The organism is Caballeronia sp. DA-9 (assembly GCF_051615025.1).
GTDB classification, from domain to species: domain Bacteria; phylum Pseudomonadota; class Gammaproteobacteria; order Burkholderiales; family Burkholderiaceae; genus Caballeronia; species Caballeronia sordidicola.
In genome coordinates, this window is record NZ_CP195132.1 from 879883 (window position 1) to 894257 (window position 14375).

The 14375-nt window shown below is 59.1% G+C and carries 13 protein-coding genes; 8 read left to right on the top strand and 5 right to left on the bottom strand.

The features are described 5' to 3' along the window. Positions 1–6: 6 nt before the first annotated feature. Positions 7–993, top strand: a complete 987-nt coding sequence (locus ACRWA7_RS10135; protein WP_438392540.1) for a UDP-glucuronic acid decarboxylase family protein — start codon at positions 7–9, stop codon at positions 991–993. Between the two features lie 45 nt (positions 994–1038). Here the strand turns inward: ACRWA7_RS10135 and ACRWA7_RS10140 are convergent, their stop codons facing one another. From ACRWA7_RS10140 to ACRWA7_RS10150, 3 genes are all read right to left on the bottom strand, one after another. Continuing rightward, positions 1039–2823 carry a thiamine pyrophosphate-requiring protein gene (locus ACRWA7_RS10140; protein WP_438392541.1) on the bottom strand — a complete coding sequence of 595 codons (1785 nt, stop codon included), beginning with the start codon at positions 2821–2823 and terminating at the stop codon, positions 1039–1041. 127 nt (positions 2824–2950) lie between these two features. Continuing rightward, positions 2951–3235 (bottom strand): hypothetical protein, encoded by a 285-nt coding sequence (locus ACRWA7_RS10145; RefSeq protein ID WP_438392542.1) that lies wholly within the window; start codon positions 3233–3235, stop codon positions 2951–2953. 44 nt (positions 3236–3279) lie between these two features. Then, complete coding sequence (locus ACRWA7_RS10150) at positions 3280–3825, bottom strand: DUF4142 domain-containing protein (protein ID WP_060856647.1); 546 nt, start codon at positions 3823–3825, stop codon at positions 3280–3282. Between the two features lie 101 nt (positions 3826–3926). Between ACRWA7_RS10150 and ACRWA7_RS10155 the strand changes: the two genes are divergently transcribed. From ACRWA7_RS10155 to ACRWA7_RS10170, 4 genes are all read left to right on the top strand, one after another. After that, positions 3927–6218 (top strand): ATP-dependent DNA helicase, encoded by a 2292-nt coding sequence (locus ACRWA7_RS10155; RefSeq protein ID WP_438392543.1) that lies wholly within the window; start codon positions 3927–3929, stop codon positions 6216–6218. Between the two features lie 29 nt (positions 6219–6247). Beyond that, entirely contained in the window at positions 6248–6733 is a 486-nt protein-coding gene (locus ACRWA7_RS10160; RefSeq protein ID WP_438392544.1) for a hemerythrin domain-containing protein, read from the top strand. A gap of 127 nt (positions 6734–6860) precedes the next feature. Then, on the top strand, positions 6861–7466 hold the full coding sequence (locus ACRWA7_RS10165) for a recombinase family protein (protein WP_438392545.1): 606 nt from the start codon (positions 6861–6863) through the stop codon (positions 7464–7466). A gap of 155 nt (positions 7467–7621) precedes the next feature. After that, positions 7622–8344: a 2OG-Fe(II) oxygenase gene (locus ACRWA7_RS10170; RefSeq protein WP_060856651.1), complete on the top strand. Its 723-nt coding sequence runs from the start codon at positions 7622–7624 to the stop codon at positions 8342–8344. A gap of 39 nt (positions 8345–8383) precedes the next feature. Here the strand turns inward: ACRWA7_RS10170 and ribA are convergent, their stop codons facing one another. Next, positions 8384–9049 (bottom strand): GTP cyclohydrolase II, encoded by a 666-nt coding sequence (ribA, locus tag ACRWA7_RS10175; RefSeq protein WP_060856749.1) that lies wholly within the window; start codon positions 9047–9049, stop codon positions 8384–8386. Between the two features lie 283 nt (positions 9050–9332). Between ribA and ACRWA7_RS10180 the strand changes: the two genes are divergently transcribed. Beyond that, positions 9333–10985, top strand: a complete 1653-nt coding sequence (locus ACRWA7_RS10180) for an ABC transporter substrate-binding protein (RefSeq protein ID WP_438392546.1) — start codon at positions 9333–9335, stop codon at positions 10983–10985. A 63-nt stretch (positions 10986–11048) separates the two neighbouring features. Here ACRWA7_RS10180 and ACRWA7_RS10185 read toward each other — a convergent pair whose 3' ends face one another. After that, positions 11049–11744, bottom strand: coding sequence for an NADPH-dependent F420 reductase (locus ACRWA7_RS10185; RefSeq protein WP_438392547.1), 696 nt, complete (start codon positions 11742–11744; stop codon positions 11049–11051). Between the two features lie 212 nt (positions 11745–11956). Here ACRWA7_RS10185 and ahpC point away from each other — a divergent pair, with 212 nt between their 5' ends. Continuing rightward, positions 11957–12520, top strand: coding sequence for an alkyl hydroperoxide reductase subunit C (gene ahpC / locus ACRWA7_RS10190; protein ID WP_060856654.1), 564 nt, complete (start codon positions 11957–11959; stop codon positions 12518–12520). Positions 12521–12649: 129 nt separating this feature from the next. Continuing rightward, positions 12650–14239, top strand: coding sequence for an alkyl hydroperoxide reductase subunit F (gene ahpF / locus ACRWA7_RS10195; RefSeq protein ID WP_438392548.1), 1590 nt, complete (start codon positions 12650–12652; stop codon positions 14237–14239). The last annotated feature ends 136 nt before the right edge of the window (positions 14240–14375 follow it).

Below are 14375 nucleotides of genomic sequence, written 5' to 3' on the forward strand. Positions count from 1 at the left end.
GGCATCATGAAAGAACATCATCGCAAGCGCATTCTGGTGACGGGCGGCGCCGGGTTCCTGGGCTCGCATCTGTGCGAGCGGCTCGTGGCGCAGGGACATGATGTCCTCTGCGTGGATAACTTCTATACCGGCACCAAAGACAACATTGCGCACTTGCTGGATTGCGCGAACTTCGAACTGATGCGTCACGACGTGACGTTTCCGCTCTATGTGGAAGTGGACGAGATCTACAACCTTGCATGCCCTGCCTCACCCATCCACTACCAGCACGACCCCGTGCAGACCACGAAGACGAGCGTCCATGGCGCGATCAACATGCTCGGTCTCGCCAAGCGGGTGAAGGCGCGCATCTTCCAGGCTTCCACGAGCGAAGTCTATGGCGACGCGCGCATTCATCCGCAAAAGGAAGATTATTGGGGTCACGTGAACCCGCTTGGTCCACGCGCCTGTTACGACGAAGGCAAGCGCTGCGCCGAAACACTCTTCATGGATTACCGGCGGCAACACGGCCTGTCGATCAAAATTGCACGAATCTTCAATACATACGGTCCCCGCATGCATCCCTCGGATGGCCGGGTCATCTCCAACTTCATGATGCAGGCGCTTGCCGGCAAACCGGTCACCATCTACGGCGACGGCTCGCAGACGCGTTCATTCTGTTATGTGGATGACATGATCGACGCATTCATTCGCCTCATGAACAGCCCGGAAGAAGTCACAGGGCCGATGAATCTCGGCAATCCGCACGAGTTGTCCATGCTGGCGATTGCGCGAAAAATAATCGAGTCGACAGGGTCGTCTTCCGAAGTCATGTTCGAGCCGCTGCCGATGGACGATCCATGTCATCGGCAACCGGACATAACGTTTGCCCAGAACACGCTCGGCTGGCAACCCGCCACCGGACTCGACGATGGATTAAAACGTACCGGAGACTATTTTCGCCGGTTGACCCAGGCGGCTGCGGCCCGGGCGAAGCTGCCGTCCATGGCGTGACTTGCAGCGCGCGACGCCCGTGTGATTGGACGCCACGCGTGCCGACTAGCTCTTCGAAGGAAGCACGCTCGACAACACCTGTTTAGCCGTATCGAGTATCACGCTGCCTTGATCCGGATCGCCTTGCAACAACGTGGAAGCAAAAGCCTTCGCCTGCTTCACGGTGATATGCGGCGGCAGCGGCGGCACGTTCGGGTCCGTTTTCACCTCGACAAGAACCGGCCGGTCTGAAGCAAGCGCTTCATCGAACACAGCGCCGAGCCGCTCGGGATCGTCCACGAAGATTCCTTTCATGCCGATCAGTTCCGCGAACTTGTGATAGGGCACGTCGGGAATCTGTTGCGACGCCTCGAACTTCGGGTCGCCTTCCATCACGCGCTGCTCCCACGTCACCTGATTCAGATCCTGATTATTGAAAACGACACAGACCCATGCGGCGTCAGCTGGCTGCCGATATTTCATCAATGTGATCAACTCGGCCATGTTATTCATCTGCATGGCGCCGTCGCCGACCATTGCGATCACAGGCCGGTCACGATACGCAAAACGCGCAGCAATCGCGTACGGAACCGCAGCGCCCATTGACGCGAGTCCGCCCGAAAGCGAGCACATCATGCCGCTCCTGACCTGAATATCGCGGGCATACCAGTTTGCGCACGATCCGGAATCGCTTGTCACGATGGCATTTTCCGGCAGCCGCGATGAAAGCTCGACCGCCACGCGTTGCGGATTGACCGGCGTGGCGCTTTGCATTGCTCGGTCGTGAAGGGTCTCGTGCCAGTTCCGGTTCCACCGGGAAATCCGGTCACGCCAGCTATTTGCCGTCTTTTGCTCGAGGAGCGGCAACAGCGCCCGCAAGGTCTCGGCTGCGTCGCCCTGCAGGTTGACATCCATTGGATAACGCAGGCTCAGCATGTCGCCTTTCACGTCGATCTGGACACCCCGCGCCTGCCCCTCCTTCGGCAAGAATTCCGCGTACGGAAAACCCGAACCGATCATCAGCAAGGTATCGCATTCGGTCATCAGCTTATAGCTCGGCTCGGTGCCGAGCAGACCGATCGAACCCGTAACCCAGGGGAGATCGTCGGGTAGCACGGCCTTGCCGAGCAGCGCCTTGGCGACACCCGCGCCGAGCCTGTCGGCGACCGCGATCAGTTCGTCTCCTGCTTCGAGCGCACCCGCGCCCGCGAGTATGGCGACGCGCCTTCCTTCGTTGAGCACCGCGGCCGCGCGTTCCAGATCGGCGGCGTATGGCACTATTTTCGGCGCGGTCCATCCCACGCCCGAGTGCAACGTTCCGTGTGCACGGCCGGGCTCTTCATACGGCGTCTCCTGCAAATCGTTCGGTAAAATGATCGCTGTCACGCGGCGTTCGGATAGCGCAATCCTGACTGCCCGGTCAACGAGATGGCGCACTTGCGAAGGCACGCTCGCCTGCTGCACGAACGAACCAGCCACGTCCTTGAACATCGAGGCCAAATCCAGTTCCTGCTGGTAGTGGCCGCCAAGCGCGGACCGCGCCTGCTGCCCGACGATAGCAAGTACCGGCATGTGGTCCATGCGTGCGTCGTAGAGTCCCGTAATCAGGTGCGATGCCCCAGGCCCCGAAGTCGCAATGCATACGCCCAACTCGCCAGTGAATTTTGCGTGCGCGCATGCCATGAACGCGGCCATTTCCTCGTGCCGTGCCTGGATGAATTCGATCTTGTCGGGCGCGCGGCCCATTGCGCCGAATACGCCGTTGATGCCGTCACCGGGATAACCGAACATCCTGCGAACGCCCCACGCGTGGAGCCTCGCTACGATAAAGTCGCCTACTGTCTGCGTCACTGCAGCCTCCTGTACGTTTGCGTGCGTTCACTCGACGCAAGGCCCGCGCCCGGCCTCAGTCGCGACGCACATGAAAAAGCGCGACTCGAAGAGCCGCGCTTTCTTCATACAGCCACGCCTGAAGGTGTCACTGTCCCTTCGTGTCGCTGCTTGCGTTTGCTCCGGGCATGTTGGTTGTGTCGGTTGCGGATTTACGCGCCATCTTCTTGTGAGTCTTGCCGCTTTTTGCCATGGTTCCGGAAGCCGGATCGCCGCCGCTTGTCACGCCCGCGGTCGCAGCGCTATGCGCGTTGCCGCCGCCCGACCCACCGTTGCCATTGCCTCCGCCTGCACCGCCACCGCTTTGCGCAAGCGCGGCAGTGGATAAAGCTGCGAACAAACCTGCCATCAAGATTCGTTTTCCATCTTTCATGGAATCACTCCAATGTTGTATCGAATGGATTTCGCGCTGGCTGCTTACTGCGCCGTGACACCCTTCTTCGCCGCAAGCGCCTGCGCCATCTTGTAGTGATCCTCGATCGTGGGCAGCGCCTTGGTCGCAGCCTTCTTCAAGTCCGCGTTTTGTCCGTCCGAGATTTCCTTCTGGAATGCGTCGACAGCCTCCTTGTGGCCTTCAACGCCTACCTTGCTGATATAGGCCGTGTCGAATTCCTTGCCCTTCAGCGGCTTCAACGAATCAAGGATCGACGTGTCCGAGTTGTCCTTGGGTACGGTGACGCCCTTCGGTGCGGCCATCTTCAACTGCACAGTCAGTTTGGTGTGATCCATCATCATGTGCCGCGCGAACGACTTCACGTCCTTGTCGCTGGAATTGGTCATGGCGATCTTGGCTGCATCTATTTCCGTGGACGATGACATCGAGGCCGCCTGCACAAATGCCTTGTCCTGATCCGGAAGCGGATTTGCCATTGTGGTGGAAGCAGCTTGCGTCTGCGCATGAACCAGCGGCGCGCTTGTTATCAGGCAAGCTGCGAGCAATGCGGAAAGAGTCGTGGTCTTCATTCGGTTCTCCGTAGATCGAAATTGAAAGTCGTATCGGAGACACAGCAACCCTCATACCAAGCGGGCATGTTAGTATTTTACTGTACATCCATACAGTAATCATGCCCGAGCAATCCTGCTATGTCGTCGCGGTCCGCGCGCTTTGCGAATTCACCGCGAAGCAGGGCGACCTCGACTTGCGCTTCACGCCATCGCCTACCGCACAACAGGGCATGGCCGGGCACAAGGTTGTCGCCGGGCGTCGCAACGACCGCTACCAGACGGAAATCACACTGTCCGACACCTTCGGCGCGCTGCATGTGCGCGGTCGCGCCGATGGATACGACCCCGGCCTGAACCAGCTCGAAGAGATCAAGACGTATCGCGGGAAACTGGATGCGATCCCCGAAAACCATCGGCATTTGCATTGGGCGCAAGCGCGAATCTACGGGTGGCTGTGCTGCAGGAAAATGGCGCTCTCCGAAATCAACATCGCACTGGTTTATTTCGATATCGCCAGCGAGAAAGAGACCGTATTTGCGGAAACACAATCCGCTGATGCGCTGCGTGAGCATTTCGAACTGCAGTGCGCCCGGTTTCTTTCTTGGGCGCAACAGGAGATGGCGCACGCTTCACAACGCAACGCCTCGCTCGATGCAATGGTTTTCCCGCATGCGTCGTTTCGCACCGGCCAGCGCGAACTGGCAACGTCGATCTATCGCGCCGCCATGCATGAACGCTGCGTGATGGCGCAAGCGCCAACAGGTATTGGCAAGACGCTCGGCAGCCTGTTTCCGCTTCTCAAAGCGTGGCCCGCGCAACAACTCGACAAGATCTTCTTTCTTACGGCCAAGAGTTCGGGCCGCCAGCTCGCACTTGACGCCCTGACCACGCTTGGCCGTACAACACCACTGCGCGTCCTTGAACTGGTTGCGCGCGACAAGGCCTGCGAGCATCCCAACCAGGCCTGTCACGGCGAGTCCTGTCCCCTTGCGCGCGGTTTCTACGATCGTCTTCCCGCCGCTCGCACGGCGGCGTTGAAAGTGACGCAACTCGATCGCGAGAAGCTACGCGAGGTCGCCCTCGAACATTCGGTATGTCCGTATTACCTGAGCCAGGAACTGGCGCGCTGGAGCGACGTGATGGTCGGCGACTACAACTATTACTTCGATACCAGCGCAATGCTCTTCGCGCTTGCCGAATCGAAGGAATGGCGTGTAAGCGTTTTGGTCGACGAAGCGCACAATTTGGTCGAACGGGCGCGCGCAATGTACTCGGCAACGCTTGACGAAGCGCGTTTTCGCAGCGTTCGCGGCGGTGCGCCTGCGCCGCTCAAGCGCGCGTTCGATCAGGTGGGGCGTGCATGGAAAACGCTCTCGGGCGCCCAGACCATTGAATATGCAGTGCATGAAACGCTGCCGGCGCAGTTGCTTGCGACGCTGGAAAACATGGTGGCAGTCATCACGGAATTCGTCGGCGAGCAGCCTGCCGCGCTCGATCGCGACACGTTGCGTTTTTACTTCGACGCCATGCATTTCGTGCGCATTGCGGAGCGTTTCGACACGCATTCCCTCTTCGATATCACCCTCGCCGGCGCGCGCCAACAGAGCGTGCTTTGCCTGCGTAACCGCGTGCCAGCGCCCCATCTCAAAGCGCGCTTTGCACGGGCGCACTCGGTGGCGTTATTCTCGGCCACGCTCGCACCCACGCATTTTTATCGTGACATGCTTGGCCTGCCCGAAACCTGCATGAACGTGGACGTCGCCTCGCCGTTTCATGCGGATCAGTTGCAGGTTCGCGTGGTGGCGAACGTCTCCACGCGTTATCGTGATCGCGAGCGGTCCGTGCCGCAACTCGTCGAACTCATTGCCGCACAGTATCGTCGGGCGCCAGGCAACTATCTCAGCTTTTTCAGCAGCTTTGAATATCTCGAACAGGTCGCAAGCGCGTTGCGCCGCGAATATCCGGACATCGAAGTCTGGCAACAAACGCGCGCGATGAGCGAAGCAGATCAGCAGGGATTTCTCGCGCGTTTCACCGAGACCAGCAGCGGCGTTGGTTTTGCGGTGCTCGGCGGATCGTTTGGAGAAGGTATCGATCTCGCGGGGAAACGCTTGATTGGCGCGTTTATCGCCACGCTTGGATTGCCGCAGATCAACCCGGTCAACCAGCAGATGAAAGCGCACATGGAGCAGCAATTTAGCGCGGGATACGACTATACCTATCTGTTTCCGGGCCTGCAGAAGGTGGTGCAGGCGGCTGGCCGTGTGATCCGGGGACAACATGACCGTGGCGTTCTTTATCTCATCGACGACCGCTTTGCGCACGCCGAAGTGCGCCGGCTGTTCCCTGCATGGTGGGAAGTGCAAATCGTGCGTCACGTGAGCATGCCTCGGGCACCGGTATTGCTCTGAGTACGTGACCCCCCACACACGGAGCCATCATGGCCGACACAAAAAAGCAGGATGCGCTGACAATGCTCGAAGAAGAGCATCGCGCGGTAGAAAAGCTATTCGATGCCTTCGAGCGCGCCGAGGAAGACGATCTGGAACGCAAGGCGACTCTCGTGCAGCGTGCCTGCGAACTGCTGACCATGCATGCGATCGTGGAGGAAGAGATTCTCTATCCCGCCGCGAAGGATGCGCTGGACAAGGACGACAAGGACGATGTCAACGAAGCGTACGTGGAACACTTTCTCGTCAAGACGCTGATCGAGAAGTTCACGACCATGCAGGCTGGCGACGAAGGTTTCGACGCCACCTTCAAGGTGCTGACCGAAAACGTGAAGCACCATGTGGAAGAAGAAGAGTCGGAACTGTTCCCGGAACTGCGTAAAACCAGGCTTGATCTCGTGGCAATGGGCGAACGCATTGCAAAACGCCGCGCGGCGCTGCAAAATAAAATTACCGAGGTTGCCACTTCACACTGACGGCGCGCGGGGCATTGAACCCGGCAGACGTATTGAACGGTCTGCAGCTTTGCTAACATGCAAAACAACTGCCGATCAGATCAACACGTCCCGCATCGCGGGCACGGCTTTCCCTGGAGGGCAACTTGTGACCCTATTCGTCTATATAAACACCGCTGGCCATCATCAGGCTCGCGAAAGCGACCTGATTGAAATCGACGCAGCAGGTTTTCTTGTCGACATGGGTTCCGTGCTGGTCGATCAATGCAGCAACGCATTGGTATCGACTGCCCGTCCGGCGTTGCAGCAGGTCATTCGCCGCATCAAGCCGGGCGATACGCTGGTGGTGGCCCGCCTGGGCTACCTCGGAAATGGCGTGGGCGATGTGGTATCCACACTCAGCAGGCTCGCGGCCAAGCGCGCGCACGCCATCTGCCTCGACTCGGGCAAGAACGACTTATGCATCAACGGCGACGACTCGCCAATTCGCATGCTGCAGCTCGCCGCAGAACTCGAACGCGATGCAAAACGCGCCCGCGCGCTCGACGCCGCCGCCATTGCGAAGCAAATCGGTGCTCCGCAGGGACGGCCGGCGTCGTTGTCTGCTTTGCAACGGCAGCAGGCGCTGAGCGCGCTCGCTGCGGGCAGCACCGTGACGGCCGTTGCGCGAGTGTTCAGTACGTCGCGCCAGACGATTATCCGGTTACGCGACGCGAGTCCCAGACCGATGACAACGCGGGATAGCGTCGTGTGACAAGCGGTTTGGCTTGACGTGCGTATAGATGTACCGCTCTCCAACACCACATCGCTTCAGCGCGCGGTTCGAGAATTAGAGAGCAACATCCGGCGTGCACAGGAACGGCAAGTCGCGCAAACTCGGCGCATTGAATTCGCCAGGAAAAACCGCCGATGGACCTTCTGAATACCGATCTCGCAACACGCGTCGACACAATCGACTGGCGCCGATTAGAAGATGATCTGAATCAATTCGGATGCGCGACCGTCGATCAACTCCTCACCGCCGGGGAATGCGACACGCTCTCAGCGCTTTATGCGCAGGACGCGTTGTATAGAAGCCGCGTGGTCATGGCGCGTCACGGATTCGGGCGCGGTGAGTACAAGTATTATCGCTATCCGCTTCCCGAGATTATTGGCACTTTGCGGGAAACGGTTTATCCGCATCTTGCGCCAGTCGCGAATAGATGGAATGCGCTTATGGGTATCGACGCGCGTTATCCGGCCGATCACGCGGATTTTATAAATCGATGCCACGCCGCGGGGCAAACCCGCCCCACGCCTTTGATCCTTCAATATGCCGAAGGCGACTACAACTGCCTGCATCAGGATCTATACGGCGAGCACGTGTTTCCAATACAGTTGGCGATCCTGTTGTCCGTTCCGGGACGGGATTTCACGGGCGGCGAATTTGTCATGACCGAGCAGCGGCCGCGCATGCAGTCGCGGGCCGAAGTTGTGCCCCTGGCACAGGGCGATGCCGTGATCTTCGCCGTGCATCACCGCCCGGTGAATGGCACGCGCGGGGTGTATCGGGTCAATCTGCGGCATGGCGTAAGCCGGTTGCGTTTCGGGCACCGGCATACGGCGGGCGTGATTTTCCATGACGCGACGTGACTTGACGTGAACCAACCCATTGCAGGTCAGGTCACCAACTCACTCATTCTCGTCGAAGTAATGCCCAAAACGAACCTGCTTCGTCTTGATATAGCGTTCGTTTTCCTCGCGCATTGGAATGGCCAGCGCCACGCGCTCGCATACCGGAATGTCGTGCTTCAAAAGAGTATCGAACTTCGAAGGGTTATTGCTCATCAGGCGCACTGAACGTACATCCAGCGCCCGCAAGATCGCGGCGGCGGAGTCGTATTCCCGGGCGTCGTCCGGAAGACCGAGGTGCAGGTTGGCGTCGACGGTGTCGTAGCCCTGCTCCTGCAACGCATATGCACGGATCTTGTTTGCGAGACCAATGCCACGCCCTTCGTGACCGCGCAAATAAAGCAGGATCCCACGGTTTTCCGCCGCGATATACCGCATCGCCAGGTCAAGCTGCTCGCCGCAGTCGCACCGGTACGAGCCGAACACATCGCCGGTGACGCATTCCGAATGCAGGCGGCACAGCACGGATTCGCCATTGCTGACATCGCCCATCACGAGCGTCAAATGCTCCGCACCCGTGCTTTTCACGCGATACACATGCGATTCGAACACGCCGTAACGCGTGGGAATCGTGGCCTTCGCCACGAGTTCGACGCATTCGTCGTTGGCAGCAACCGCTGCGACAGCTTCGGCAGTGGATGCCGTTGAATCGGAAACGTTTTTCATGTTCTCTTGTACAGCATTGAAAGGCGTGAACCGCATGCCGGGATGTTTTTGGGCCGCCGGCTGAACCGGTAACTTTATCAATATGCGGTGTCGCCCGGTCCGACATGTTAAAACGCCGGGGAAATATTTGCAGCCGGCGCAACCCGCAACCTTCGCTTTGCGCATGAAAGCGCACGAGTTCGACTCGAATCCGGCATATGGAAAGAAGAACGTCTCGCTTCGATAAAAATTCCCCGGTTGGTAAAGTACATGACTACCTAGCCAACTACTCCAGTCATCGTCCATGCCCAATCCAAGCCGCCTGCCCCGTTTGTCTTTCATTCCCGCCCAAATGGCCCGCGCCGCGGCGTCCGTGCTGATTGCTCTGGGCGCATCAGGCGCCATATCGGGCGCGGCGCACGCGGCGGGCGGCACGTTCGTGTTCTGCTCGGAGGGCAGCCCGGCCGGCTTCGATTCCGCGCAATACACCACCAGCACCGACTTCGACGCCGGCGCGCACGCGGTCTACGACACACTGGTCGAATTCAAGCGCGGTTCACTGGACCTCGTTCCAGGCCTTGCAGAAAGATGGGACGAGTCCGCCGACGCGAAGACCTTCACGTTCCACCTGCGACACGGCGTCAAGTTCCAGACAACCGACTGGTTCAAGCCGACGCGCGACTTCAATGCAGATGACGTCGTCTTCACGTTCAAACGCATGATCGACCCGGAAAACGCCTTTCAGAAAGCGCACCCGGTCAGCTTCCCGTATTTGAGCGACCTCGGATACGACAAGAACATTGCATCGGTGGAAAAACTCGATGACTACACCGTGCGCTTCACGCTGCACACGTCCGACGTGGTTTTTGTGCGAAACATTGCGATGGAGTTCGCATCGATTCTCTCGGCGCAATACGCCGACCAGTTGCTCAAGGCGGGCAAGACCGAAGACCTGAACCAGAAGCCCGTGGGCACCGGCCCGTTCGTGTTTCGCGACTATCAGAAAGACGCAACCATTCGCTATGACGCGCATCCGGACTTCTGGAACAAGAAGGACGTGCATATAGCGAAGCTGGTGTTCTCCATCACGCCCGACGCCGCCGTGCGCATGCAGAAACTGACGAGCGGCGAATGCCAGATGACTTCGTACGCCCGTCCCGCGGACATCCAGAGCGCGCGCAACAATCCCAAGCTGACGGTGTTGTCAAGTGTCGGGTTCAACGTGGCTTATGTAGGTTACAACACCACGCACAAGCCGCTGGATAACGTGCTCGTCAGGCGTGCACTGGATATGTCCATCGACAAACAGGCGATCCTGAAGAGCGTCTATGAAGGTGCGGCGACCGTTGCGTCGAACCCCATGCCACCTTCGCAATGGTCCTACAACACGGCGCTGAAAGACGCGCCATACGATCCGGCAAAGGCACGCAACCTGCTCAAGGAAGCGGGTTTTCCGAACGGTTTCGCCATTTCGCTCTGGGCCATGCCCGTGCAGCGCGGCTATAACCCGAACGCGCGTCTCATGGCGCAACTGATCCAGTCGGACTGGGCGAAAATTGGCGTGAAGGCGAACATAGTCTCGTACGAATGGGCCGAATACAACAAGCGCGCGAAGCAGGCCGGGGAACACGACGCCATCCTCTACGGCTGGATGGGCGACAACGGCGATCCGGATAACTGGCTTGGCACCACGCTGGGCTGCGATGCCGTTCACGGCAGCAACATGGCGAAGTGGTGCAACAGGCAATTCGACGATCTGCTTGGCAAAGCGCGCCTGATCACCGACCAGAACGCCCGCACGAAGCTTTATGAACAGGCGCAAGTCGTGTTCAAGGACCAGGTGCCTTACACGCCGCTTGCCCACGCCAATGCGTTCCAGTTGATGACAAAGAACGTAAAAGGCTACGAGCTGAGCCCGTTGGGCGGACACCGGTTCGACGGGGTATCGCTGGACTGATTTTCAGGCGCGGTAGGGCACGGCGGCGGCCAGAAACAGCCGCCGTCTGGATTTTATGCCGCCTTACGCCGGCTGCTCGAAACTCCCGGGACTCTTGTCCGTCGCGCTCCATTTCGGCGTGCGGGTCTTGTCGGCTTTCTGCAAACCGGCCTTCAGCCCTTCCAGATCGAAATCCTTCGTGTAGACCGGCGTTCCGGGCTGATGCCGCCATGAATTGTCGATACCGCCGTTGTCGAAAGCATCGAAGCCCATTTCATTCACCAGTTGCATTACGACCGCCTTGGCGTCGGCGTTGTCGCCCGAAACCGGCAGCGCAATGCGTCCCTGCGTGCCTTCCGGCTTGCCGTTATTGCGCAAATGCGCCGCATAGATGTTGTTGAACGCCTTGATGACCGGACGCCCGATCTGCTTCGCAACCCACTCGCTTTCCAGCATTCCGGACTCGATCCCGTCGATCCTGCCATCGCGCTCTCGCGGATAATAATTGCCGGTATCGATAATCACGGTGGTATCCGGCACGTCCGCAAACAGACCGGCAGGCAGATTCAGCACCTTCTTTTCCGGAATCGTCACCACGATCACGTCCGCGTCGCGCACGACATCGGCGAGTTCGGCAGGTTTCGCGCCGGTTTCCGCCGCGACGTCAGCCAATGTATCCGGCCCCCGCGAATTGCCGATCAGCACGTCGTGACCGCGCTCGGTCCAGCGCAGTGCCAATACTTGCCCGATATTTCCCGCACCAATAATTCCGATTTTCATATCGCCTCCGTTCGTTGAAAAAGCACGCCGTGCAAGGCGCGCAACGCCTATGCCCGATTGTGCCCGACGCGCTAGAATGCCGCCGCGGCGTGCGTCATAGGCAATTCACATCGGCGTCATTGAATCATTCGATTTTCCTAATTAAGGGCAAACCCGCATACTTCGTCTCATTCCTTAACTACTTCAACCACTTCAACACAAGGACATACGCAATGCCGATCATCAACAGCCAGGTCAAACCGTTCAAGGCAACCGCTTATCACAATGGCGATTTCGTAACCGTCACCGACGAAAGCCTGAAGGGCAAGTGGTCCGTGCTGGTGTTCTACCCGGCTGACTTCACGTTCGTCTGCCCGACGGAACTCGGCGATCTGGCCGACCGTTACGCAGAATTCAAGAAGCTCGGCGTGGAAATCTACGGCGTGTCGACCGACACCCACTTCACGCACAAGGCATGGCACGACACGTCGGACACGATTGGCAAGATCCAGTATCCGATGATCGCCGACCCGACGCTGGCAATCTCGCGCAACTTCGACGTGCTGATCGAGGAAGAAGGCCTGGCCCTGCGCGGCACGTTCGTGGTCAACCCGGAAGGCGAGATCAAGCTGTGCGAAATCCACGACAACGGCATTGGCCGTGACGCGGGCGAATTGCTGCGCAAGGTTCAGGCAGCGCAGTACATTGCGGCACACCCGGGCGAAGTTTGCCCCGCCAAGTGGACGCCGGGCGCTGAAACGCTGACCCCGTCGCTCGACCTGATCGGCAAGATCTAAGCTTTTTCAACGACGCATTACGTCTGAAAAACTGCTGTAAAGCGCTGTACTGTCCGGGCCGTTCGCGGCCCGGATGTCTGTCAGCACGCCTCCAGAACAAAATCATCTTTAAACGGACTCGAAACCGCCATGCTGGAAGCCAACCTCAAGACTCAGTTGAAAGCGTATCTGGAAAAGGTCAGCCGGCCGATCGAGATCGTCGCTTCCCTTGACAGCTCGCCGAAATCGGCCGAGTTGAAAGATCTGCTCAGTGAAATCGCCGCGCTGTCGGACCGCATCGCGGTGATCGAAAAGCGCGACGATTCGGAGCGCAAGCCGTCGTTTTCCATCGGCGAACCGGGCAAGCCCACGGGCATCCGCTTCGCGGGCATTCCGATGGGCCATGAATTCACATCGCTCGTGCTGGCGCTGCTGCAAACCGGCGGCCACCCGGTCAAGCTCGACGACGCCGTGATCGAACAGATCCGCGCGCTCGACGGCGACTATCAGTTTGAAACGTATATCTCGCTGTCATGCCAGAACTGCCCGGAAGTCGTGCAGGCGCTGAACGTGATGGCGCTCATCAATCCGCGCATCCGCCAGGTCACCATCGACGGCGCGCTGTTCCAGGACGAAGTCGAACAACGCCAGATCATGGCCGTGCCGACCGTCTACATGAACGGCGAAGTGTTCGGCCAGGGCCGTACCGGCGTGAAGGAAATTTTGGCCAAGCTCGACAGCAACGCTGGCGCGCGGGCCGCGAAGGAACTCGAAGGCAAGGGCACGTTCGACGTGCTGATCGTCGGCGGCGGCCCGGCTGGCGCGGCTGCGGCCATCTATTCGGCGCGCAAGGGCATCTCGACGGGCGTGGCGGCGGAACGCTTCGGCGGCCAGGTGCTGGATACGCTCGCTATCGAAAACTTCGTCTCGGTGAAAGAGACCGAAGGACCCCAGTTCGCGACGGCGCTGGAACAGCACGTCAAGAGCTACGACGTCGACATCATGGACGTGCAGCGCGCCGAAGCACTCGTGCCAGGCAAGATTCATGAAGTGCGCCTGGCCAACGGCGCAGTGCTGAAGGCAAAGACGATCGTGCTGGCGACCGGCGCGCGGTGGCGCGAAATCAACGTGCCGGGCGAGAAAGAATATCGCAATCATGGCGTGGCGTATTGCCCGCATTGCGACGGTCCGCTCTTCAAGGGCAAGCGCGTGGCCGTGATCGGCGGCGGCAATTCCGGCGTTGAGGCGGCGATCGATCTGGCCGGTATCGTGAGCGCGGTGACGCTGATCGAATTCGGCGCCGAGTTGCGTGCCGATGCCGTTTTGCAGCGCAAGCTGCGCAGCCTGAAGAACGTGACAATCGTGACGCAAGCGCAGACCACGGAAGTCACCGGCGACGGCAAGAAGGTCAACGGGCTTTCCTATAAGGATCTCCGCTCGGGTGAAGCGAAGCACATCGAACTGGAAGGCGTGTTCGTGCAGATCGGCCTCGTGCCGAATACCGAATGGCTCAAGGGCACGGTGGAATTGTCGCGCCACGGCGAAATCGTGGTCGACGCCAAGGGCGCAACGTCGGTTCCAGGCGTATTCGCCGCTGGCGACGTCACGACGGTGCCGTACAAGCAAATTGTGATTGCAGTGGGCGAAGGCGCGAAAGCATCGCTTAGCGCGTTCGATTATCTGATCCGCAATTCAGTGCCGGATGAAGTCGAAGCAGGTGCTGAAGAAGCGGTCGCGTGATTTTAATTTTATTGCCGGCTGGATATTAATCCGCTAGGTATTCTGGCTTTACCGGAACGCCCGATCATCGCGATGCGATTGATTATCGGGCGTTTTGCTTTTCCCGCGTTTTTTCTCAGTTTTTCCTCACCAATCC

Coding starts and splice junctions, on each gene's coding strand:
- ACRWA7_RS10135 (WP_438392540.1), top strand. CDS start 7: ATGAAAGAACATCATCGCAAGCGCATTCTGGTGACGGGCGGCGCCGGG.
- ACRWA7_RS10145 (WP_438392542.1), bottom strand. CDS start 3,235: ATGAAAGATGGAAAACGAATCTTGATGGCAGGTTTGTTCGCAGCTTTA.
- ACRWA7_RS10150 (WP_060856647.1), bottom strand. CDS start 3,825: ATGAAGACCACGACTCTTTCCGCATTGCTCGCAGCTTGCCTGATAACA.
- ACRWA7_RS10155 (WP_438392543.1), top strand. CDS start 3,927: ATGCCCGAGCAATCCTGCTATGTCGTCGCGGTCCGCGCGCTTTGCGAA.
- ACRWA7_RS10160 (WP_438392544.1), top strand. CDS start 6,248: ATGGCCGACACAAAAAAGCAGGATGCGCTGACAATGCTCGAAGAAGAG.
- ACRWA7_RS10170 (WP_060856651.1), top strand. CDS start 7,622: ATGGACCTTCTGAATACCGATCTCGCAACACGCGTCGACACAATCGAC.
- ribA (WP_060856749.1), bottom strand. CDS start 9,049: ATGAAAAACGTTTCCGATTCAACGGCATCCACTGCCGAAGCTGTCGCA.
- ACRWA7_RS10180 (WP_438392546.1), top strand. CDS start 9,333: ATGCCCAATCCAAGCCGCCTGCCCCGTTTGTCTTTCATTCCCGCCCAA.
- ACRWA7_RS10185 (WP_438392547.1), bottom strand. CDS start 11,744: ATGAAAATCGGAATTATTGGTGCGGGAAATATCGGGCAAGTATTGGCA.
- ahpC (WP_060856654.1), top strand. CDS start 11,957: ATGCCGATCATCAACAGCCAGGTCAAACCGTTCAAGGCAACCGCTTAT.
- ahpF (WP_438392548.1), top strand. CDS start 12,650: ATGCTGGAAGCCAACCTCAAGACTCAGTTGAAAGCGTATCTGGAAAAG.